This is a genomic window from Streptosporangium sp. NPDC051022, assembly GCF_040683035.1.
Taxonomy (GTDB): domain Bacteria; phylum Actinomycetota; class Actinomycetes; order Streptosporangiales; family Streptosporangiaceae; genus Streptosporangium.
The window spans coordinates 108,682-128,140 of record NZ_JBFBCF010000015.1 but is presented as its reverse complement, the minus strand read 5'-3'; the positions used below and the strand labels follow the sequence as shown (position 1 = coordinate 128,140).

At 70.0% G+C, this 19,459-nt stretch carries 24 protein-coding genes; 7 read left to right on the top strand and 17 right to left on the bottom strand.

All coding sequences use genetic code 11. The features are described from left to right. Positions 1-2 precede the first annotated feature (2 nt). From AB0N02_RS24210 to AB0N02_RS24200, 3 genes are all read right to left on the bottom strand, one after another. Positions 3-362, bottom strand: coding sequence for an NADH-quinone oxidoreductase subunit A (locus tag AB0N02_RS24210; RefSeq protein WP_363950503.1), 360 nt, complete (start codon positions 360-362; stop codon positions 3-5). A gap of 121 nt (positions 363-483) precedes the next feature. Beyond that, positions 484-1,761 (bottom strand): geranylgeranyl reductase family protein, encoded by a 1,278-nt coding sequence (locus AB0N02_RS24205; RefSeq protein WP_363950502.1) that lies wholly within the window; start codon positions 1,759-1,761, stop codon positions 484-486. Between the two features lie 147 nt (positions 1,762-1,908). Then, on the bottom strand, positions 1,909-2,634 hold the full coding sequence (locus AB0N02_RS24200) for a demethylmenaquinone methyltransferase (RefSeq protein ID WP_363950499.1): 726 nt from the start codon (positions 2,632-2,634) through the stop codon (positions 1,909-1,911). A gap of 107 nt (positions 2,635-2,741) precedes the next feature. Between AB0N02_RS24200 and AB0N02_RS24195 the strand changes: the two genes are divergently transcribed. Further along, positions 2,742-4,061: a hypothetical protein gene (locus AB0N02_RS24195; RefSeq protein ID WP_363950496.1), complete on the top strand. Its 1,320-nt coding sequence runs from the start codon at positions 2,742-2,744 to the stop codon at positions 4,059-4,061. Here AB0N02_RS24195 and AB0N02_RS24190 read toward each other — a convergent pair whose 3' ends face one another. Beyond that, the gene (locus tag AB0N02_RS24190; RefSeq protein ID WP_363950494.1) at positions 4,062-4,259 is read right to left on the bottom strand and encodes a DUF4229 domain-containing protein; all 198 of its coding nucleotides are present in this window, start codon (positions 4,257-4,259) and stop codon (positions 4,062-4,064) included. 262 nt (positions 4,260-4,521) lie between these two features. Here AB0N02_RS24190 and AB0N02_RS24185 point away from each other — a divergent pair, with 262 nt between their 5' ends. Then, complete coding sequence (locus AB0N02_RS24185; protein WP_179820504.1) at positions 4,522-4,761, top strand: BldC family transcriptional regulator; 240 nt, start codon at positions 4,522-4,524, stop codon at positions 4,759-4,761. A gap of 171 nt (positions 4,762-4,932) precedes the next feature. Here AB0N02_RS24185 and AB0N02_RS24180 read toward each other — a convergent pair whose 3' ends face one another. Together AB0N02_RS24180 and AB0N02_RS24175 are read right to left on the bottom strand one after the other, a co-directional pair. Beyond that, on the bottom strand, positions 4,933-5,172 hold the full coding sequence (locus AB0N02_RS24180) for a hypothetical protein (protein WP_363950491.1): 240 nt from the start codon (positions 5,170-5,172) through the stop codon (positions 4,933-4,935). 10 nt (positions 5,173-5,182) lie between these two features. After that, positions 5,183-5,896 (bottom strand): hypothetical protein, encoded by a 714-nt coding sequence (locus AB0N02_RS24175; protein ID WP_363950489.1) that lies wholly within the window; start codon positions 5,894-5,896, stop codon positions 5,183-5,185. A 236-nt stretch (positions 5,897-6,132) separates the two neighbouring features. Here AB0N02_RS24175 and AB0N02_RS24170 point away from each other — a divergent pair, with 236 nt between their 5' ends. Further along, positions 6,133-6,432 (top strand): PLDc N-terminal domain-containing protein, encoded by a 300-nt coding sequence (locus AB0N02_RS24170; protein WP_363950486.1) that lies wholly within the window; start codon positions 6,133-6,135, stop codon positions 6,430-6,432. A gap of 105 nt (positions 6,433-6,537) precedes the next feature. On the opposite strand, the gene ccsB is transcribed toward AB0N02_RS24170, so the two are convergent. The 6 genes from ccsB to AB0N02_RS24140 form a co-directional block, all read right to left on the bottom strand. Then, positions 6,538-7,518 carry a c-type cytochrome biogenesis protein CcsB gene (gene ccsB, locus AB0N02_RS24165; protein ID WP_363950483.1) on the bottom strand — a complete coding sequence of 327 codons (981 nt, stop codon included), beginning with the start codon at positions 7,516-7,518 and terminating at the stop codon, positions 6,538-6,540. Further along, complete coding sequence (locus AB0N02_RS24160) at positions 7,508-9,193, bottom strand: cytochrome c biogenesis protein ResB (protein WP_363950480.1); 1,686 nt, start codon at positions 9,191-9,193, stop codon at positions 7,508-7,510. The genes ccsB and AB0N02_RS24160 overlap by 11 nt, the downstream gene beginning before the upstream one ends. Then, positions 9,193-9,927 (bottom strand): cytochrome c biogenesis CcdA family protein, encoded by a 735-nt coding sequence (locus AB0N02_RS24155; protein WP_363950478.1) that lies wholly within the window; start codon positions 9,925-9,927, stop codon positions 9,193-9,195. The genes AB0N02_RS24160 and AB0N02_RS24155 overlap by 1 nt, the downstream gene beginning before the upstream one ends. A gap of 32 nt (positions 9,928-9,959) precedes the next feature. Then, positions 9,960-10,529, bottom strand: coding sequence for a TlpA disulfide reductase family protein (locus tag AB0N02_RS24150; protein WP_363950476.1), 570 nt, complete (start codon positions 10,527-10,529; stop codon positions 9,960-9,962). A gap of 56 nt (positions 10,530-10,585) precedes the next feature. Continuing rightward, positions 10,586-11,224, bottom strand: a complete 639-nt coding sequence (locus tag AB0N02_RS24145; RefSeq protein WP_363950474.1) for a histidine phosphatase family protein — start codon at positions 11,222-11,224, stop codon at positions 10,586-10,588. Positions 11,225-11,450: 226 nt separating this feature from the next. Further along, positions 11,451-12,407: a LysR family transcriptional regulator gene (locus tag AB0N02_RS24140; protein WP_363950472.1), complete on the bottom strand. Its 957-nt coding sequence runs from the start codon at positions 12,405-12,407 to the stop codon at positions 11,451-11,453. A gap of 74 nt (positions 12,408-12,481) precedes the next feature. Between AB0N02_RS24140 and AB0N02_RS24135 the strand changes: the two genes are divergently transcribed. Next, on the top strand, positions 12,482-13,459 hold the full coding sequence (locus tag AB0N02_RS24135; RefSeq protein ID WP_363950470.1) for an EamA family transporter: 978 nt from the start codon (positions 12,482-12,484) through the stop codon (positions 13,457-13,459). On the opposite strand, the gene AB0N02_RS24130 is transcribed toward AB0N02_RS24135, so the two are convergent. Continuing rightward, on the bottom strand, positions 13,443-14,174 hold the full coding sequence (locus tag AB0N02_RS24130) for an SDR family NAD(P)-dependent oxidoreductase (RefSeq protein WP_363950468.1): 732 nt from the start codon (positions 14,172-14,174) through the stop codon (positions 13,443-13,445). The two genes, AB0N02_RS24135 and AB0N02_RS24130, sit on opposite strands and share 17 nt — an antisense overlap. Positions 14,175-14,280: 106 nt before the next feature. On the opposite strand from AB0N02_RS24130, the gene AB0N02_RS24125 reads away from it, so the two are divergent. Beyond that, positions 14,281-14,928, top strand: coding sequence for a helix-turn-helix domain-containing protein (locus tag AB0N02_RS24125; protein ID WP_363950466.1), 648 nt, complete (start codon positions 14,281-14,283; stop codon positions 14,926-14,928). 74 nt (positions 14,929-15,002) lie between these two features. Here the strand turns inward: AB0N02_RS24125 and AB0N02_RS24120 are convergent, their stop codons facing one another. Both AB0N02_RS24120 and AB0N02_RS24115 read right to left on the bottom strand, forming a co-directional pair. After that, entirely contained in the window at positions 15,003-15,179 is a 177-nt protein-coding gene (locus tag AB0N02_RS24120) for a hypothetical protein (RefSeq protein ID WP_363950463.1), read from the bottom strand. 363 nt (positions 15,180-15,542) lie between these two features. Next, positions 15,543-16,007 carry a DNA-binding protein gene (locus AB0N02_RS24115; protein ID WP_363950460.1) on the bottom strand — a complete coding sequence of 155 codons (465 nt, stop codon included), beginning with the start codon at positions 16,005-16,007 and terminating at the stop codon, positions 15,543-15,545. 509 nt (positions 16,008-16,516) lie between these two features. Here AB0N02_RS24115 and AB0N02_RS24110 point away from each other — a divergent pair. Both AB0N02_RS24110 and AB0N02_RS24105 read left to right on the top strand, forming a co-directional pair. Next, on the top strand, positions 16,517-17,005 hold the full coding sequence (locus tag AB0N02_RS24110) for a vitamin K epoxide reductase family protein (protein WP_363950458.1): 489 nt from the start codon (positions 16,517-16,519) through the stop codon (positions 17,003-17,005). A gap of 52 nt (positions 17,006-17,057) precedes the next feature. Continuing rightward, on the top strand, positions 17,058-17,888 hold the full coding sequence (locus AB0N02_RS24105; protein WP_363950455.1) for a thioredoxin domain-containing protein: 831 nt from the start codon (positions 17,058-17,060) through the stop codon (positions 17,886-17,888). A 25-nt stretch (positions 17,889-17,913) separates the two neighbouring features. On the opposite strand, the gene AB0N02_RS24100 is transcribed toward AB0N02_RS24105, so the two are convergent. Both AB0N02_RS24100 and hemL read right to left on the bottom strand, forming a co-directional pair. Beyond that, positions 17,914-18,204, bottom strand: coding sequence for an SDR family oxidoreductase (locus AB0N02_RS24100; RefSeq protein ID WP_363950453.1), 291 nt, complete (start codon positions 18,202-18,204; stop codon positions 17,914-17,916). Beyond that, positions 18,111-19,406 carry a glutamate-1-semialdehyde 2,1-aminomutase gene (gene hemL / locus AB0N02_RS24095; protein WP_363950450.1) on the bottom strand — a complete coding sequence of 432 codons (1,296 nt, stop codon included), beginning with the start codon at positions 19,404-19,406 and terminating at the stop codon, positions 18,111-18,113. Before hemL ends, AB0N02_RS24100 begins: the two co-directional genes overlap by 94 nt. Positions 19,407-19,459: the final 53 nt, after the last annotated feature.

Below are 19,459 nucleotides of genomic sequence, written 5' to 3'. Positions count from 1 at the left end.
ATCTAGTCCCAGTCCAGACCCTTGCGGCGCCACACGTACGCGTAGGCCACGAGCACGGTGACGATGAACAGCACCATCTCGACCAACCCGAAGACCCCGAGCTGGTCGAACGCGACCGCCCACGGGTAGAGGAAGATGATCTCGATGTCGAACACGATGAAGAGCATCGCGGTGATCATGTACTTCAGCGGGAAGCGACCGCCACCGACAGGCTGGGGCGTCGGCTCGATCCCGCATTCGTAGGCGTCGAGTTTCGCGCGGTTCCAGCGCCTGGGACCGGTGAAGGGCGCGATCGTCACCGAGAAGATCGCGAAACCCGCCGCGAGAACGGCGAGCACCAGGATGGGTGCGTACAGCTCCATCGCTACGCCTCCTCTCCCATCTCCACGCGCGCCGGCGCGCAGCTCATCATGTCGTTTCGTTGTGCAAGTCTAGGCAGGGGGATCATCGCTCTTGGTTCCAGGTTCTGGACGTTTGCCGAGGTCATGCCGACGGCACGACCTTTGACAGAGCGTTGATGATGCGGTCGGACGCGTCGCCCCGCCGGTCGGTGAGATTAGCAAGGAGTTTCAACGCGAAGCGCATCAGGCGGGGGTGGGGCAGCGCGTGACGGGTGGCGAAGTCCATCACTCCCCGGTGTCCGATGAGCTCCACGAACCCTCTGCCCAGGTTGAAGTAACCACCGTAGGCGTCTTTCAGTACCTGAGGGTAGGCCCGCAGCACGCGTTCCCGCTGGGCGGGGGTGGCCCGGCCGAGGGCCTGGACGACGGTCTCGGCCGCGGTCCGGCCGCTCTCCATCGCGTAGGCGATGCCCTCACCGTTGAACGGGTTGATCATCCCGCCCGAGTCGCCGACCAGCACCAGGCCCCGGGTGTAGTGCGGCTGGCGGTTGAAGGCCATCGGCAGCGCCGCCCCCCGGATGGGGGCGGTCATGTTCTCCTGGCTGAAACCCCACTCGGAGGGCATGTTCTTGACCCAGCGCTTGAGCAGGTCGCGGTAGTCCATGCCCTTGAAGGCCTCGCTGGTGTTCAGCAGGCCGAGTCCCACGTTGGAGGTGCCGTCGCCGACGCCGAAGATCCAGCCGTAGCCGGGCAGCAGCGTGTCGCCGTCCCACAGCTCCAGCCAGATCTCCAGGTAGTCGTCGTCGTGACGCGGGCTCTCGTAGTAGGTGCGCACGGCCACGCCCATCGGACGGTCCTCGCGCTTGTGCAGCCCCATCGCCAGGGAGAGCCTGCTGGAGTTGCCGTCGGCGGCGACCACCAGGCGGGAGCGGTAGGAGACGTCCTCGCCGTCCTTCTTGGCGATCACGCCCACGATGTGGCCGCTGCGGTCGTCGAGGATCGGCGCGGTCACGTTGACGTCCTGCAGCAGGCGGACACCGCCGCGCACCGCGTTGGAGGCGAGGATCTCGTCGAAGTCCTGGCGGGTGCGGACCAGCCCGAAGTCGGGGTAGCTGGACAGCTCGGGCCAGTCGAGCTCGAAACGGCGCCCCCCGCCGACCACGCGCAGGCCCTTGTTCCTGACCCACCCGGGGGCGTCGATGTCGATCCCCATCGCGATGAGCTGCTTGACCGCCCGGGGCGTCAGCCCGTCGCCGCAGACTTTCTCACGGGGGAATGTGGTTTTCTCCAGCAACAGGACGTCGAGCCCGGCCTGTGCGAGATGGAAAGCGGTTGTCGAACCGGCGGGCCCGGCGCCGACGACGATGACGTCGGCGTCAGCCTCAGCGACATTCCGCTGTATGGCGGCTGGCACGGTCACGGGACCTGTCCTGTCCTACACCCTTTGACGGCCTCGGATGGGGGCCTTTCGTTCCTTTGTGAAGGTCTTCACAAACTTGTCGGGCCGAAGTCTAACCCCTTTGCGGGGTGAAGTGTCAGGCGGGTACTGCTATCGCCTGTCAATCTTCTATGCGGGCTTATATGCGCGATGAAGCGCCACGATACCCAGGGCGAGATTGCGCCAGGCGACCCGCTCCCAGCCCGCCTCCTGGATGATCTTCGCCAGGCCCGCCTGGTCCGGCCACTCCCTGATCGACTCGGCGAGATACTCATAGGAGTCGTCGTTGGAGCCGAACAGTTTGGCGGCCTGCGGCATCAGCTTCATGAGGTACTGCGTGTAGACGAGGTCGAACGACTTCGACGGCGGGTGGGAGAACTCCAGGATCACCAGACGCGCCCCCGGCTTGGCGACCCTCAACATCTCGCGCAGCGCCTGGCCGGTGTCCTGCACGTTGCGCAGCGCCGTGGAGATCGTCACCGCGTCGAAGACCTCGTCGGCGAAGGGCAGCCGCAGCGCGTCGCCCGCGATGAAGCTGACGCCGCGGACGCCGCCGCCCGACAGCCCGGAACCGCCCCGCCGCCGCACGCCGGTGCTCAGCATGCCGAACGAGAAGTCGGAGGCGATGGCCCTGGCACCGAGCGTGGTGAACGCGTCGGTCGAGGTGCCGGTGCCCGCGCCGAGGTCGAGGACCAGCTCACCGGGGCCGGCGTCGACGGCCGCCGCGGTCGCCTTGCGCCACAGCCGGACCTGACCGAGAGAGATGATGTCGTTGACCAGGTCGTACCGCCGGGCCGTGCGATCGAACATCGCAGCGACCTCGTGCGGTTTCTTGTCCAGCGAAGCGCGCGTCATGAGGACAAGCCTAGGGCGTGTCGTCCCTGCCACGTCTGGCGGCGGCCCGTTGGGCGATCCACGGAAAGTGGCGACTCGGTCACTCGCAGTCTGCTAGGAATTACCGAATGTTTGCCAGAACCACTTCCGTGCTGGTCGCGGCCCTGATCCTGGTTCCCCCCGGGATCGCCGCCGCCGGCACGACGAAGCACGACCGGGTCGTCTCGGCCGATCCGGTGGACACCACTCCCCACGTTCTCGACGGGATCGTCGACGCGATCGCCCTGGTCGGCGGCACGGTGGTCGTCGGCGGATCGTTCGACCGGGTGCGCGAGGCCCGAGGCACGACGGTCCTGGAACGCTCCAACCTCTTCGCCTACGACCTGGCCACCGGGCGGATCCTGCCGGGCTTCGAGCCGTACCTCGACCGTCCGGTCCGCGCGCTGGCACCGGGCGCCGACGGCACCGTCTACGCGGGCGGCGACTTCACCGAGGCGCGCACCGGGACCGGCGACGACGGCCCCGCCAACGGAGCCCTCGCCGACACCCGAGGCCTGGTCAGGCTGCGTCTGTCCGACGGCTCACCGGTGCCGGGCTTCGGCGCGCGGGTCCGCGGGGGCACGGTCACGACCCTGGCCGTCCAGGGTTCGCGCCTTTACGCCGGCGGCGACTTCACCGGGATCGGCGGCGCCCGCCGTACGGCGCTGGCCCGTCTCGACGCCCGGACCGGGGCGGCCGACCCGGGCTTCGCGATCGAGCCGGACCGGTCCAGAGGCCGCAGGGTGCGGGTCCACGCGATGGCGCTGAGCGGCGACCGTCTCGCGGTCGGCGGCGACTTCACCACGCTGGGCGGGCTGTCGCGGCCCCAGCTCGGGCTGGTCGACACGGGCGGGAGCAGTGGAAACGGCGAGGGCGGCGGCGGCACGGCTCCCGCGAAGGTCGCCGACTGGCGGACCGCCACCTACGCCGCCAGGTGCAGGGACGTCTTCCCCGGTTACATACGGGGCCTGGACTTCGCCCCCGACGGCTCCTACTTCGCGGTCGTCACGACCGGCGGCCCCGAGGGCCCGGACAAGCCGTGCGACAGCGCGGCGCGCTTCGAGACCCGCGCCAGGGGGGAGGTGCGGCCGACCTGGGTGAACCACACCGGCGGCGACTCGCTCTACGCGGTCGCGGTCACCGGGGCCGCGGTGTACGTGGGCGGCCACCAGCGCTGGCTGGACAATCCGTACGGCCGCGACTCGGCGGGGCCGGGCGCGGTCGCGCGGCCGGGAATCGGGGCGATCGATCCCCGCACGGGGAAGGCGCTGAAGTGGAACCCGACAAGGGAGCGCGGAATCGGCGTCAAGGCATTCCTGGCCCATCACGGAGGGTTACTGGTTGGTAGTGACACAACGCGGCTGGGTCACGAGTACCATGCCCGAGTCGGCATGTTCCCGTTGCCGTGATCACTCCCGGTTCTTAGTGAATCGCTCACTCACCGCGTCACGCTGCTTCGACAGCAGGACGTAGCTGGCCACCCCACTGACCAGGAATGCGGCGACCAGCAGGATGAGGGGCTGACGCAGGCCGACCAGATAGAGCAGAGCGATGCTCGCGGCCAGCAGTCCCAGCCGGGAGACGGTGTAAACGAAGACGGGATGCACAGCGTTGAGGTTACGTCACGCCATCGACTTCTAGCGCGAGCGGGAAGCGGGGAAGACGGCCTTCGCGCTGGCTACGAGCGCTGCTAGTGTTCCCAACAGATCAGTTTCGTAAAGAAACACCCACGAGAGTCTCAAAGAGGCTCTATCATATAACAATCGGGCAGTCAGTCGATAACAACCCGTGATCTTTGTTGAAAAGCACGGATAAATCAGACTTCGCTCGGCACACTGGTTACCTGTCCGCCCGCTGGCAGGAAGCGGGATGCGAGGGGGAGAGATTGTGGAGAGTAGCAGCGAGCGTCTGCTGACGCCCGGAGAGGTTGCCGCCCTCTTCCGGGTCGACCCAAAGACGGTTACACGCTGGGCCGCGGCAGGCCGCATCAGCAGCATCCGTACCCCCGGAGGGCATCGGCGGTTCCGCGAGTCGGAAGTGCACGCCCTTCTGCGTGGAGAGGACGTCTTGACGGCCGAACGGCCGGCAGGCGAAACCCCGCGCGTCTGACGACTTATGACGTCACACCATCGGTGGTCCTGTGGATCCACACCCGACATCCGCAGGGTCACCGATGGGGTCGTATGACCCCCGCCTCCGCACCCCCGGCGCGATCCCCCGCCACTCGGCCCCCGGCTCCGGCGCCCCGTCGAACGGGGAGAACCTCGGCGACGTCGTCGCCTAACCGTCCTGCTCGGCCTTGAAGGCCAGGAACTCGCGCTCCAGCTCGTCGTTCTCCGCAAGCCAGCGTCTCCTGCGCCCGGCCAGCTCCTCCTCGGTGAGCGCCTCGGACAACCACCGGTCGTAGTCCGGATCCCCCGGCAACAGCTCCACGTACGCGTTGCCGATCAGACGCCCGTCCTCGCTGGACAGGGTCTGCGGCACCCGCAGAGTCCCGTCAGCGAGCAGGATGACGTACATCCCAGATCACCTAGATTCCGTAACGCCGGTTGAAGAACAACATGACATTGAGCGCCATCCTCGTGTCGCCGCCCAGCATGTCCACCAGGGCGGGACGCTGCCGCGAGACGATGGCGGCGAAGGCGTCGGCGAAGAACTCCTTCCGGCCCAGGTCCGCCGGTTGCAGGTGGAAGCCCGAGGCCAGCAGGGGGACGCACTGCTCGTAGAGCGCGGCGAACTCCGGGGAGTCGGAGACCCAGCTCCCGTGCGGCGCGTCCACGTCGTCGAGGGCGTGCCCGACCTCGTGCATCATCACGTCGGGGGTGGGCGAGGGCCGGTCTCCCACCACGATCTTGCGATCGCCGTAGGCCCCGGCGCAGATGTCCCACGTCGCCCGCCCCGAGGGCAGCGGCGCGCCCCGCAGGTAGCCCATGTCGTCCAGGTCGGGCACCCCGCCCGCGCCGACGTAGATGCCGTCGAGTCCCTCGGAGAGCTTGTCCTTGAGCCGGTCGGGCAGCCTGGCCAGGCTCTCCACGGCGCGTACGGCGTCCGCCGACGGCGGTCCCTGCCGGGAGTCCCACTGCCGGTGCAGGATTCGTTCGAGGCGCCCGCAGTGCCGCAGGCCGTCACCCAGGTCGGGGGTGTCCGGGGTGTTGGGCTGGGCCCTGGGACGCTCGTCCTCCAGCTCGAAGTCCCGCCAGGTGTACTGCGGCCGGTCGACCACCGGCGCCGTGACCGTCCCCACCCGGCGCTCCGGCTCTCCGGGGACCTCACGGACCGCTCTCCTGGCGACACTCTCCGTGCGCTGGGACGGGCCCCGCTGCCACCAGCGCCGTCGATGCCGACCTTTGTCCGCCGAATTCGCCATCACACGCCCCAGGGGAAGTGGCAACAGGCTCCACCGTACGACGTGGATCTCTGTCAGTCATCAGGATCGGGGGCACGACCGCACCCTGTCTCCGAATGGCTTACAGTTCGGGCATGCCCCTGCTTGTCGGTCTGGCGTTGCTCGCCTTCTGGCTCTACTGCTTGTTCGACGCGATCACCACGCCGGACGAGGAGGCCAGAAACCTGCCCAAGCTTCTATGGGTGATCATCGTGCTGCTGCTGCCGCTCGCGGGCGGCGTGTTCTGGCTGCTGCTCGGCAGGCCGAGCGGTCCCCGGGCGCCGGGCGCGCTCCCGCACGACGGTACGGCGGCGCGGCCCGCGGCTCCGAAGGGGCCGGAGGACGACCCCGACTTCCTCAAGGATCTGGAGCGCCGGCTGCGCGACGAGGAGTGACGCCGGGGCGGCACGGAGGGGAACCTCCGCGCCGGAGCCGGGCGGAGACGCCGTCGGAGGGCCCCGGAGTGCGAGGGCACCGGAGACCTCCGCCCGGCGGTCGTGTCAGGGGACCTCGGCGTAGGAGTGCAGGCCACCGAGGAAGATGTTCACCCCGACCAGGTTGAACATCAGGCAGGCGAAGGCGATGAGCTGCACGATCATGGCGGCCTTGCCCTTGAACCCGGCCGTGGCGCGGGCGTGCAGGTACGCCGCGTAGGCGATCCAGGTGATGAAGGCCCAGACCTCCTTGGGGTCCCAGCCCCAGTAACGGCCCCACGCCTTGTCCGCCCAGAGCGAGCCCGCGATGACGGCGAACGTCCAGATCGGGAAGCCGATCACGATGGCCCGGTGCGCGACCCGGTCCAGGTCCTGCCGGGACGGCAGCCGGACTGCGGTGTCCTTCCTGATCAGGTAGAGGACGCCCGCGACGCCGGCCATGATGAACAGGCCGCTGGCGATGATCGCCGCCGTCACGTGGATGGCGACCCAGTAGGAGTTGAGCGCCGGCACCACGGGACCGGCCTGCACGTACAGGTAACGCACGGAGAAGCCGAGCCCCAGGGCGGCGGCCACCGTGACGAACGCTCCCAGGAAACGGCTCCGGTAGCGGATGTGCATGAACAGGAACGCGCTCACCGCCGCGAAGCACATCGCGACCACGAACTCGTACATGTTGCCCCACGGCCACCGGCCGACGGCCCAGCCCCTGGTCAGGATGGCCGCCAGGTTCGTGGCCCAGCCGAGCCAGGTCAGCCCGACCGCCACCGGGGCGGCCCACACCACCCAGACGGGAGGCGCCTTGTCGGCCTGGTCGCCGCCCTCCTCGCCGGTGGACCCGGCGGACCCGGCGGCCTCGGCGTCGGCCGTACCGCCGACCGTGACGAGCGCGGGCTCGGCCTTCCTGGTTGCGACTTTGGCGATCTTCGACCGGCCGAAGCCGAGGTCGAGGGCGTAGCCGATCATCGCGACGATATAGAGCAGCACTGTCGCCAAGGTGAGCTGGTCGCTCAGCGTGGCGAGGCCGACGTCGACCTCAACGGGCATCGTTCTCTCCTGGATTCAAAGCGGAGACGATCTCGGCGAACTCCTCGCCGAAGTCGCTGCCTTCGGTGCGCGTGAGCCCGCCCACCTCGACGTATCCACGTCTCTGCGCGCCGCCCTCGTCCGGGGACGTCGAGGGGTCCGTCCCCTTCGTTCCCCGTCCGGACGTCCCGGCGGCTCCGAGCCGTACCCACACCCTGCGGCGGCGGACGGTCAGGGAGAGCACCAGACCGACGACCGCCAGCGCGGAGGCCACGAACGCGGGCATCCGGCCCGGGTCATGGGTGATCTGGAGGGCGATCCACTCCTTGACGCCGGTGAACTCGATCGACCCGGCGCCGTTCGGCAGGTCCAGCTTCTTGCCGACGGCCAGCGGATCGGCCTTCATCACCAGCGGCTTCATCTTCTTCAGGCTCGCCGGATCGAGCTCGTAGACCGACTGCGGCCTGCCGTTCTTCAGCCCCAGGTCACCGGCGAACGCGCCGTACACCTGGGCGGTCGGGTTGGCCGCGCCGGGGAAGACCGAGATCCACTGGCCGTTCATCGGCACGGTGGTCGGCAGGAAGGCCACCAGCAGGCCCAGCTGCTCGGGCTGGGCGTCGGGGACCTTGATGACGCACTCGGAGGTGAAGGTGGCCGGCTGGGCGACCAGGCACGGCACCGGGCCGTCGAAGGCGACCTGCCCCTTCCCATCGGTGATCTTGAAGGTGGGCGCGTAGCCGTGGTCGATCAGGTACGTCAGCGTGCCGTTGACGTCCAGCGGCTCGTTGACCTTGAGCGCGTAGTCGCGCTCGGGGCTGCCCGGGGTGTCGGTGACCTTCAGGTTCGCCTGGAAGTCGAGGGGCTGGCCGCGCCGCTCGCCCTTGACGATGTAGGTGGCCTGGAAGTCGTCGAGCGTGAAGGAGAACGGCTCCAGCGACTCGGCGCTGACCTGCTGGCCGGGCATGTAGCGGTCGTAGGCCGCGACCGTGTTGGCGAACCCCTCCCCCTCGACGACCAGCACGTTGCCGCGGTAGCCGTACAGCGCGCCCGCCCCGACCGCCAGCAGCAGCCCGAGCAGCGCGACGTGGAACAGCAGGTTGCCGGTCTCGCGGAGGAAGCCCTTCTCGGCCGCGACCCAGTCGGGGCCCGTCGTCACCCGGTACCGCATCCGCCGCAGCCGGGCCGCGACCGTCTCGACGGTCAGGTCGCCGGCCTCGAACGAGGCGTGCTGGGGCAGCCTGACCAGGTTGCGCGGCGGCGCGGGAGGCTTCCTGCGCAGCTCGCGCAGGTGGGTCATGGCGCGCGGCAGCACGCAGCCGATCAGCGACAGGAACAGCAGCAGGTAGATCGCGGCGAACCACGGCGCCCTGAACACGTCGAACAGCCAGAGGCGGTCCAGCCACTCGGCCAGCGCCGGGCTGTCGCTGAAGTACTGTGCGACCTTCGCGTCGGAGACGCCGCGCTGCGGCCAGATCGACCCCGGGATCGACCCCAGGGCGAACAGGAACAGCAGGATCAGGGCCGTGCGCATCGAGGTGAGCGTGCGCCAGAACCAGCGCGCCCAGCCGACGACGCCGAACCCCGCGGGCCGTACGGCGGGGCTCTCCTCGGCCGGGGTGACGGCGTCGTCCATCGGGCCGTCCGCCGGGCTGTCGCCCGCCGTACGCCTCCTGGCGGCCTGCTCGACTTCCTCCATCAGATCACCGGCTCGAATCCGCCGATCCACCCCTGCATGGTCACGATGAGCTCTCCCCAGAGCCCGGTGACGAGCAGCAGGCCGACGGCGACCAGCATGGCCCCGCCCACCCGGGTGATCAGCTGCGAATGGCGGCGAACCGCCTTGAACGTGTGCAGTGCCCTACGGTATGCGAGCCCGGCCACCAGGAAGGGCAGCCCGAGCCCGAGCGCGTAGGCGAAGGCGAGCAACGCGCCCCGCCCCGCGCTGCCCTCAGTGAGACCGAGGGTGAGCACGACCCCGAGGGTGGGGCCGATGCAGGGGGTCCAGCCGAGGCCGAACACCACGCCGAGCAGCGGGGCGCCCGCGAGCCCGGCGGCCGGGACCCGGTGGATGCGGAAGTCACGCTGGAGGCCGGGCAGGAGCCCCATGAAGGCCAGGCCCAGCACGACGGTGAGCGCGCCGAGCACCCGCGTGATGATCTCGACGTTGCTCGCCAGCGCGGAACCGAGCCCGCCGAAGAGCGCCCCGCCGGCCACGAAGACCACCGCGAATCCGAGGACGAACAGCGCGATACCGGCGACCATCCGGCCGCGCCTCGGATCGGAGCTCATCCCCGTCACGTATGACAGGTAGCCCGGGACCAGCGGCAGCACGCACGGCGACAGGAACGAGACCAGACCCGCCGCCATCGCGATCGGCAGCGCCAGGACGAGCGACCCGCTCGCGACCGTCGTGGTCAGGTCAGCGCTCATCACAGCGCTCATCACAGGACCACCGCGTCCGCTTACTTCTCATCGCCGACCTTGGTGACCGCGTCGAGCAGGTCGTTGTACTTGACCGCGCCGAGGGCGCGGGCGGCGATCCGTCCCTGCCTGTCGATGATCAGGGTCGAGGGGATGGCCGCGGGCGGGACCGTGCCCTGGAAGGAGAGCGCGACCTTGCCCGGCTGGTCGAAGATGCTCGGGTATCCGGTCCCCAGGTTGCGTTCGAAGGCCAGCGCGTCCGCCTTGCGGTCCTTGAAGTCGATGCCCAGGAACTCCACGCCACCGGCCTTGGTCTTGGCGGCGATGTCCTTGAGCACCGGGGCCTCGGCCCGGCAGGGCGCGCACCACGAGGCCCAGAAGTTCAGCACCACGACCTTGCCCTTGTGCGCGCCGAGCGTCGCGGACCCTCCGTCGAGGGTCTCCCCCTCGACCGCGGGCGCGGCCTTGCGGTCGGCGGCCTCGAACATGGTGATCCTGCCGTCGCCGGGCACGAAGCGGGTGTCGCCGCTCTGGGGCTGCGCCCCTTGGTTACCGGCACATCCGGCCACGGCGAAGAGCAGCGCGGCGGCGGCCAAGGGTTTTGCGCGCATCAGAGGCTGAGTCTTCCTGTACTACAACCGGTAGAGCAGTCACTCTACCGGCGCGGTCAGGCGCCCGGCACAGTGGGGCGCCTGGCCAGCACGCCCGCCGGTTCGCTGTATCCGACGCTGATCAGCCGATCGCCCTCGAAGGAGAAACTGGTGAGGCTGGCCAGCCCGCACTGCCTGCGGCGGGGGTCGTGCGGCAGCCGCCTGCCCTCGGCCGCGAGCCGGATGATCCAGATCGGGAGCTGGTGGCTGACCAGTACGGCCTCGTGACCGCGCGCCGCGTCGCGGGCGGTGTCGATCACGCTTTTCATCCGCCGGACCACGTCGGTGTAGCGCTCGCCCCAGGAGGGGCGCAGCGGGTTCCACAGGTGACGGTAGTGGCGCGGGCTGCGGAAGACCCCGTCGCCTCCGCCGACCGCGATCCCCTCGAAGATGTTCTCCGCCTCGATGAGGCGCTCGTCGAGCGTGACCTCAAGGCCGAAAACCGCCGCGAGCGGGGCCCCGGTCTCCTGGGCCCGCTCCAGCGGGGAGGAGAACAGCGCGGTCACATCGCGTCCGGCGACGGACTTGGCGACCATCTCCGCCATCTGCCTGCCGGTCTCGGAGAGGTGGTAGCCGGGGAGCCTGCCGTACAGGATGTTCGCGGGGTTGTGCACCTCACCGTGGCGCAGGAGGTGAACGACGGTCGTCTCAGCCATGGTTCCGCCAGCCTACCGACAGGTACGGGTGAATAGGGCGCATAGATGGACCAGTGTGGCTGTGCCGTACGGGCGGCGCCAGGACCGAAAACGATCGTGTTTCAGGTTCCGCGGCGAGTTCCGTGTGGGTTCCACGTGTTCCATCCCGGTTCCATGATGGATTCGCGCATTGCACGTCGAATCCATATTGAATCCACCTTTGATCAACGTCGGATTTACCCGGCGTTCATGTGAATTCGGCCCGTCCGCCGGAGACCTCGGCCGCTCCGGCGGAATCGGCGGACCGGTGGGCGGCGGAGGCGATCCTGAGCGCCTCGACCGCGGCCCGGATCGCCGGGCGGCGGGCCGCGTCGGTGCGCCAGAGCGCGTAGATCTTGCGCACCGGAGGCGGGCTGAGCGGGACGACCCGGACCCCGGCGGGGACGAAGTCCCGGCCGAGGCGGGGGATGATGGCGCAGCCCTGCCCGGCCGCGACCAGGGCGAGGTGGGTGGGATATTCGTCCGCCATGCAGGCGATGTCGGGTTCGAGCTCGGCGGCGCGCAGCGTGTAGACCAGCCAGTCGTGACAGACCGTGCCGGGTGAGGAGCTGATCCACTGCTCGCCGGACAGCTCGGCCAGCTCGATCTCGGACCGGCCCGCCAGCGGGTGGGAGGCGGGCAGGATCGCGTCGGCGATGTCGTCGAAGAGCGGCGCCCGGGACAGCCCCTCGGGGATGGCCATCGGCCGGTTCACCCAGTCCTGGATCACCGCGAGGTCCAGCTCGCCCCTGCTCACCTCGCGGAGCTGCCGCTCGGGCTCCCGCTCGTGGAGCTGGAGGCGTAGGTCCGGGTGGCGCTCCCGCAGGTGGACCAGCGCCGCGGGCAGCAGTCCGCGGGCCGCCGTGGGGAACGCCCCGATGCTCAGGCGGCCCACGACCTCCCCCCGCAGCGCCTCGAAGTCGGCCTCGGCGGTCTCGACCAGCGCGAGGATGCGCTCGGCGTGATCGGCGAGCAGCCCGGCGGCGTCCGTCAGCCGCACCCCGCGCCCGTTGCGTTCGAGCAGCGTGGCGCCGGTCTCGCGTTCGAGCTTGGCGAGCTGCTGCGACACCGCCGACGGGGTCACCATGAGGGCGTCGGCCGCCGCGCCCACCGATCCGTAGACGGCCACGGCGTGCAGGGCCTTGAGGCGGTTGAGGTCCAACATATAAGTAACTCTAAATGATCCTGATAAGAAAGTCTCGCTTGTGCTGAATTATCGGCGCAAATAAGGATAAAGAGATGCGACCCCGTCATCTCCTCCTGGCTGTCGGTCTCGCCGCCGTCTGGGGCTTCAACTTCGTCGTGATGCAGGTGGGACTGCGCCACTTCCCGCCGCTGCTGTACGTGACGCTTCGCTTCACCCTGGCCGCCTTCCCGGCGCTGCTGTTCGTCGGCGGCCCCAGAGCGCCCTGGCGGTGGGTCCTCGCCGCGGGCGCCACCCTCGGTGTCATGCAGTACGGCCTGTTGCTGGTGGGCATGCGGGCGGGCATGCCCGCGGGCCTGTCCTCCCTTGTCGTCCAGATCCAGGCGGTCTTCACCGTGATCCTCGCGACGGTCCTCCTCGGGGAGCGGATCACCACCCGCCGGATCACCGGCATGGGCGTCGCGTTCGCGGGACTGGCCCTGATCGCGCTGACCCTGGGCGACGGCAGTCCGACGGGGGCGTTCGTCCTGGTCGTCGCCTCCGCCCTCTGCTGGGGGGTGGGCAACATCGCGGTCAGGAAGGCCGCGCCGCCCGACTCGTTCCGCTTCACGGTCTGGCTGAGCGCGGTGGCCGCCCTCCCCATGATGGGCCTGTCCCTGCTGTTCGAGGGCGTGCCCCACCTGACGTTCTCCCTGGAGGGAACCCTGTCGGTGCTGTACGTGGCGCTGATCTCCACCCTGGGCGGCTTCGGCGTCTGGGGTTTCCTGCTCAGGCGCTACGACGCGTCGGTCGTCGCCCCCTACAGCCTGCTCGTCCCCGTCTTCGGCATGTCCTGCGCCGCGCTGTTCGCCGGCGAGCCGCTCTCCCCGGTGAAACTCCTGGCCGGCGCCCTCATCGTCTGCGGCGTCCTGTACGCGGGCACCCGTCCCGCCGGCCGTACGGCCGCCGCCCCCGCGGAGGCCGGTCCGGCGGGTCCGCGGCCCGAACCCACCGGCCCACACCGGGAGCGGACGGCCCCGCGACCCCGGCCGGACGCGCCGGACACACCGGACGCCCTCAGCCGAACGCGCTGAACGTCACCTCGGGGCGGTCGCGCCTGGAGTACAGCTCCCAGGCGGTGTCGGCGATGTCGTCCGGGTCGAGGGACATGGCCCCCACGTCGCCGAAGCTCTCCTGCTGGGAGCTCACCATCCTGTGGATGTCACCGCGTTCGATGAGGCCGCCGATGACCAGGGTCCCGGCGTAGACGCCCCGCTCGGCCACCGCCGCGTTGAGGGTCAGGGCGTAGTTGCGCAGGGCCGCCGAGGAGACCGCCAGGGCGCCGAGGGCGGGCATCGGCACGACGGCGCTGAGGCCGCCCGCGAACAGCAGCCCGCCGTCACCGCGCTCGATCATGCCCGGCAGCACCTTGCCGACCACGTCGACGGCCGGATACACCCCGTTCATCGCCTCCCGGACGCTCTCGGAGTCGGTCTCGGTGATCGGCCTCGGCCGGGCGTCGAAATCAGCCGCGGCCGGCCCGTAGTAGAGCAGATCGATCCCGCCGTACCGCTCGGCGACCGCGTCCAGCACCGAGAGGATCCGGTCGCGGTCGCACACGTCGGCGACGAAGGCCGTGGCCTCGATCCCCGCCTCGGCCAGGGAGGAGAGGTATCCGGCGTGGCGGGTGTCACTGCGGGACACCAGGGCCACCGCGAAGCCCTCACGGCCGAAGCGATGGGCGATGGACATGCCGAGTCCCGGGCCGACCCCGATGACGACGGCGGTCTTGCGCGCCGGTGTGGACATGACGATGCCTTTCCGTCGGATTCGGAGAAAAGTCGAGGGTCCCCTCAACTTCACTGCCGACGATAACACTAATTTGAGGGTCCCCTCAATTTCGTATGATGAGGACATGGCAGCCGAAACCAAGCCGCTGCGGGCCGACGCCGCCCGCAATCGCGACAAGCTGCTGGCCGCCGCCACCCGGGTGTTCGGCGAGCGCGGCCTCGACGCGCCGCTGGAGGAGATCGCCCGCCGCGCGGGGGTCAGCATCGGCACGCTCTACAACCACTTCCCCACCCGCGAGGCGTTCCTCGACGCGATCTTCCCGGAGCGGCTGGCCGCCCTCGACCGGATCGCCGCGGCCGCGCTGGCCGATCCGGACGCCTGGAACGGCTTCACCGGCTTCGTCGAAGGGCTGTTCGCGCTGCAGGCCGAGGACCGCGGGCTCAACGACGCGCTGGCCCGGCGGTTCCCGCTGAGCCCCGACGTGATCGAGGCCTGTCACCGCGGTTTCCGGCACGTGGACCAGATCGTCGGCAGAGCCAAGGAGAGCGGACGACTGCGCGCCGACTTCGAGCCGCAGGACCTGATCACCCTGGTCTGGGCGATGTCACAGGTGATCCGGGAGTCCATGGAGGCGGCACCGCAGGCCTGGCGGCGGTGCCTGGCGTTCTTCCTGGACGGGCTGCGCGCCGACGGCGCTCGTCCCATCGCGGTGCCCGCCCTGACGCAGGAGCAACTCGCCGAGGTCCTGCGGCTCCCGGCGGACCGGGTCTGAGCCGGGACACACCCCTTCCGGCGGGGTCCACCCACCGGCGGCGCTCCCGGTCCGGGCCACGCCCCCGACGGCGGTCAGCGGGACCAGCGCGACGGGAACTCCGCCGGGCGAGGGAGCGAGTCCTTCTCGATCAGCACGTGAACGTCACGGCCGTCCATGCGGCAGAGGAACTCCATCATCTCGTGCTCCACGGCCGATCCGCCGTAACGTCTCCTGACCGTCGCCGCCGCCCTCCAGCCGAGCGCCGTCATCCCGCCTGAGTTCGATGTCGATGACCGTCGGTCCGGCCTACCGGCCCGGAGTCGTCGTGGCCCTCCGGGGCGTTGTGGACGGCCCCTCCTGATCCGTCGTGGCCGACTTCTTCCGGGTCGTCGGTGACGGCTCGGGCGGAGTCTCCGTGGACGGCTGCCGGGATTGGTGCGGGGCCGGAACCACCACCGTGGGGGGACCGGGTCTCGGGACCGGGACCGGGTTCCCGGCCGGCCTCACCAGCAGCCAGGTGATCAGGCCCACCGCCGTCACCACCCCCAGCAGGACCGGGATCATCCGTAAGGACCGCGGGCGGGGACGTGGGTGCCGGTGCGTGCTCGGGTATGGCCGGTCCTCCTCACCGGTCAGCTCGTTCCGGTGTCCGCCTCGGAGCCCGTTTCGGCGGCCAGGCGGCCGGACAGCCGTTCGTAGCGCTGCCTGGCGGCCTGGGAGGTGCCCAGACCCAGCCCGAAGGCGATCTCCTGCCAGGTCATGCCGCGCCCCCGCGCCATCAGCAGGAGCCCGGCCTCCAGCTGGTCCATCTCCGCGCGCACCAGCGGGACGAGGGTCAGGGCGGCGGTGATGTCGGCGACGTCCACCTCCGGCTCGTCCTCCTCACGCTGCGCCGCGCCTCCCGCGAGGAACGACACGAGCCTGACGGCCTCGTGCGGGCCGAGGACGTCGGGGTGGACCTGGCGGGAACGCTGCGCCCCGGTGGCCGCGTGCCGCTCGGCGATGCGCATGAGGGAGGCGTACACGCGGTGCGCCCGCGCCCTGCCCGGGTCCGGGGGCGAGAAGGGGTCGAGGGATTGCTCAGAACCGGTAGCCATGCACCCAGCATGGACGATCAAACGATTCGTTGTCAACAAGTCGATGCAAACAACTTGTTCACAACGACGGTACGGCAGGCCCGGAAAGAGCCACGGAGCGGCCCGGGGCCCCTCGCGGCGAGGGGACCACAGGTAGGGCACAAAGTCCCTATCGCCGGAAAATCGCCCTCGCTAGGCTCGCTGCTGACCGGCCGGTCTGGCAGCCGTCGGATATGCGATACATCACGAAGGCACCACCGTCAGGACACGCGTCGAATCCGCGACCCCGGGATTTCCCGGTCCTCTGCGAGGTTTCGGCACTCGACGCCGGACTACGGAGTGCGTTCGACAGGTCACACGGCATATCGGGACGGCGCCACCCGGCCGCGCCCCTTACCACCTGTTTACGTGCGGTGCCTTAGCATCACCACGCCTTTGTTCACATGGCGCCCCCTTGCCCGCCCGATGACGGGGCACAGAGGTTCGCGGCGAAGAGCGGGTCGGCGGCTGCCCGCGTGGAGGAATCAACCATGGCCAGAGATGTCCACCTGCCCCCCGGCCGGACATCGGCGTTGTCACGTCCGGGATGGTTCCTGACGGTGACGGCTCTGCTGAGCCTCACCGGTCTGGCGATCTCGATCTACATGACGCTCGCCCATTACAACCGTGCCATCGCCCTCATATGCACGGAGAGCTCCACGATCGACTGTGCCTCCGTGACGTCGAGTGAGTACTCCGAGCTGTTCGGGATTCCCCTGCCCCTGCTGGGGCTGTCGTTCTTCGTCGGGATCGGAGCGCTGACCGTCCCCGCGGCATGGCGCTCGGAGTCGCCCGTCGTCCGGTGGGCACGGCTTGGCGGCGTGATCATCGGAGTCCTTTTCGTGGTCTACCTGGTGAGCGCGGAACTGCTCGTCCTGGGCAAGATCTGTCTGTGGTGCACGGCCGTGCACGTGATCACCGTCGCCCTTTTCGGACTCGTGGTCCTCGACGAATACCGGCGTGCCGGCCAGACGTCCTGATCTCCGTTTCCCCGGACGAAACCAGAACGCGAAACACCATAGAGGAGTGGTAATGAACAAGAACGCCCGGCAGAAGTCGGCCAGGGAGCGGCTCGCCGAGGAGCGCAAGCAGCAGGCGGCCCGTGAGAGGCAGCGGAAGCTGTTGCTGGGCGTTGTCGGCGGCATCACCGTGGCGGCGGTCGGCGTGGTCGCCGTCGTCGTCCTGGGGAACAACGCGAGCAAGAGCGGCCAGAAGGGCATCGCCTACACCGGGCCGCTGGCCACGACCGTCCGCCAGGAGGACGGGTCGATCCTGATGGCCAAGGAAGGGGTCACCGGCCCCACCCTGGAGATCTTCGAGGACTTCCAGTGCCCGTACTGCAAGAAGCTCGAGGAGGCCGCCGGCGACGCGATCTACAAGGCCGCCGCCGACGGCAAGGCCAGGGTGATCTTCCGCCCCTTCCAGCTCTTCAAGGCGCCCAACCAGGCCGAACCCGTCCCGTCCGTCTCCCGGCGCGGCGCGAACGCGGCCCTGTGCACCCCGGCCGACAAGTGGCCCTCGTACGCCAAGACGCTCTTCGCCTACCAGCCGGAGGAGGGGAAGAACGGGTTCGAGAACAAGGACCTCCTGAACTGGGCGCGGGACCTCGGCTTCTACAGCGCCGAGTTCGACAAGTGCGTGGTGGGCCTGGAGAAGGTGGCCGACATCGCCAAGGCCGACGCGTACGCCGCGGCGCAGAAGGTGGAGGGCACTCCCACCCTGAAGCTCAACGGCCAGGACATGAGCATGGACCAGGTGAACCAGATCTTCTCCGACCCCTCCAGCCTTGAGCGGATCCTCGCCGCCGCGCCCGCGCCCGTGACACCGAGCGCCTCGGCGTCGCCCTCCACGACCGACAGGTAACCGCGAAGACGGTCACGCCCCGGGATCAGCCGGTGGGGCGGGGGCCGAGACATATGCCGCCGCTCACGTCGAGCACGTGACCGGTGACCCACCGGCCGTCGTCGGAGGCGAGGAAGGCGACGGCCGCGGCGATGTCAGCGGGCCGCCCGACGCGGCTCAGGGCGGTCAGGGCCCCGGCGTCCCGGGGCCCCCGTCCTGGGCCGCACGGCCGGGAGAGAGGCGTCAGGAGGCCTGGGCGGCGGCCTTCGCGGCGAGCGGAAGGGCCTCGGCGACACGCGACAGGGCCTCGTCGTCGTGGGCGGCCGACAGGAACCACGCCTCGTAGGCCGACGGCGGCAGGTAGACGCCCTGGTCGAGCATGGCGTGGAAGAAGGCCCGGTAGGCGGCGGTGTTCTGGCTCTGCGCCCCGGCGAAGTCGGTGACCCGGTCCTCGGTGAAGAAGATCGAGAACAGGCTGCCCGCGCGCTGCAGGCGGTGCGGCACCCCGGCGGCGGCCAGTGCGTCGGCGGCGGCGCGGCCGATGACCAGCGCGGCGGCGTCGACCCGGTCGTAGACCTCGTCGTCGCACGCGCGCAGCGTCGCCAGCCCGGCGGCGCAGGCCAGCGGGTTACCCGACAGGGTGCCCGCCTGGTAGACCGGGCCCTCCGGGGCGAGGTGGGCCATCACGTCGGCGCGGCCGCCGAACGCGGCGGCGGGCAGGCCGCCGCCCATCACCTTGCCGAAGGTCATCAGGTCGGCGTCCACCGGGTCGAGCCCGTACCATCCGGCCTCGGAGACCCTGAAGCCGGTGAGCACCTCGTCGATGATCAGCAGGGCACCGTGCGCGGTGCACAGCTCACGCAGCGTGGCGTTGAACCCGTCCAGCGGCGGGACGACGCCCATGTTGGCCGGGCACGCCTCGGTGATCACGCACGCGATCTCGTCGCCGAACGTCCGGAAGGCCTCGGTCACGGCCTCGACCGAGTTGTAGGGCAGCACCACCGTGTCGGCGGCGGAGGCGCCGGTGACGCCGGGGGTGTCGGGCAGGCCGAAGGTGACCAGGCCAGATCCGGCGGAGGCCAGCAGGGCGTCCACGTGGCCGTGGTAGCAGCCCGCGAACTTGACGACCTTCGCCCGGCCGGTGAACCCGCGCGCCAGCCGTACGGCGGACATGGTGGCCTCGGTGCCCGAGCTGACCAGGCGGACCTTCTCCACCGGCTCGACGAGGGAGACGATCTCCTCGGCGAGCTCCACCTCTCCGGGCGTCGCCGTACCGAACGAGGTCCCGGCCGCGAGCGCCTCCTGCAGCGCCTCGACCACGGCGGGGTGCCGGTGCCCGAGGATCATCGGGCCCCACGAGCAGACCAGGTCGACGTAGCGGTTGCCGTCGACGTCGGTGATGTACGGCCCCTGCCCCGAGGCCATGAAGCGCGGCGTGCCGCCGACGGCGCCGAAGGCGCGGACGGGGGAGTTCACCCCTCCCGGGACGATCTCACGGGCGCGGGCGAACAGGTCCTCGGAGTTCTCAGTACGGCTCACGCCCTCCAGCGTAGCCACGGGGAGACCAGGCCCCGCCCCCGGCTCGGACACCC

Bases quoted from the DNA above. Each gene is read 5' to 3' on its own strand.
- AB0N02_RS24210 (WP_363950503.1), bottom strand. From the start codon at position 362: ATGGAGCTGTACGCACCCATCCTGGTGCTCGCCGTTCTCGCGGCGGGT.
- AB0N02_RS24200 (WP_363950499.1), bottom strand. From the start codon at position 2,634: ATGACGCGCGCTTCGCTGGACAAGAAACCGCACGAGGTCGCTGCGATG.
- AB0N02_RS24195 (WP_363950496.1), top strand. From the start codon at position 2,742: ATGTTTGCCAGAACCACTTCCGTGCTGGTCGCGGCCCTGATCCTGGTT.
- AB0N02_RS24185 (WP_179820504.1), top strand. From the start codon at position 4,522: ATGCGAGGGGGAGAGATTGTGGAGAGTAGCAGCGAGCGTCTGCTGACG.
- AB0N02_RS24180 (WP_363950491.1), bottom strand. From the start codon at position 5,172: ATGTACGTCATCCTGCTCGCTGACGGGACTCTGCGGGTGCCGCAGACC.
- AB0N02_RS24170 (WP_363950486.1), top strand. From the start codon at position 6,133: ATGCCCCTGCTTGTCGGTCTGGCGTTGCTCGCCTTCTGGCTCTACTGC.
- ccsB (WP_363950483.1), bottom strand. From the start codon at position 7,518: ATGCCCGTTGAGGTCGACGTCGGCCTCGCCACGCTGAGCGACCAGCTC.
- AB0N02_RS24160 (WP_363950480.1), bottom strand. From the start codon at position 9,193: ATGGAGGAAGTCGAGCAGGCCGCCAGGAGGCGTACGGCGGGCGACAGC.
- AB0N02_RS24155 (WP_363950478.1), bottom strand. From the start codon at position 9,927: ATGAGCGCTGACCTGACCACGACGGTCGCGAGCGGGTCGCTCGTCCTG.
- AB0N02_RS24150 (WP_363950476.1), bottom strand. From the start codon at position 10,529: ATGCGCGCAAAACCCTTGGCCGCCGCCGCGCTGCTCTTCGCCGTGGCC.
- AB0N02_RS24145 (WP_363950474.1), bottom strand. From the start codon at position 11,224: ATGGCTGAGACGACCGTCGTTCACCTCCTGCGCCACGGTGAGGTGCAC.
- AB0N02_RS24140 (WP_363950472.1), bottom strand. From the start codon at position 12,407: ATGTTGGACCTCAACCGCCTCAAGGCCCTGCACGCCGTGGCCGTCTAC.
- AB0N02_RS24135 (WP_363950470.1), top strand. From the start codon at position 12,482: ATGCGACCCCGTCATCTCCTCCTGGCTGTCGGTCTCGCCGCCGTCTGG.
- AB0N02_RS24130 (WP_363950468.1), bottom strand. From the start codon at position 14,174: ATGTCCACACCGGCGCGCAAGACCGCCGTCGTCATCGGGGTCGGCCCG.
- AB0N02_RS24125 (WP_363950466.1), top strand. From the start codon at position 14,281: ATGGCAGCCGAAACCAAGCCGCTGCGGGCCGACGCCGCCCGCAATCGC.
- AB0N02_RS24120 (WP_363950463.1), bottom strand. From the start codon at position 15,179: ATGACGGCGCTCGGCTGGAGGGCGGCGGCGACGGTCAGGAGACGTTAC.
- AB0N02_RS24115 (WP_363950460.1), bottom strand. From the start codon at position 16,007: ATGGCTACCGGTTCTGAGCAATCCCTCGACCCCTTCTCGCCCCCGGAC.
- AB0N02_RS24110 (WP_363950458.1), top strand. From the start codon at position 16,517: ATGGCCAGAGATGTCCACCTGCCCCCCGGCCGGACATCGGCGTTGTCA.
- AB0N02_RS24105 (WP_363950455.1), top strand. From the start codon at position 17,058: ATGAACAAGAACGCCCGGCAGAAGTCGGCCAGGGAGCGGCTCGCCGAG.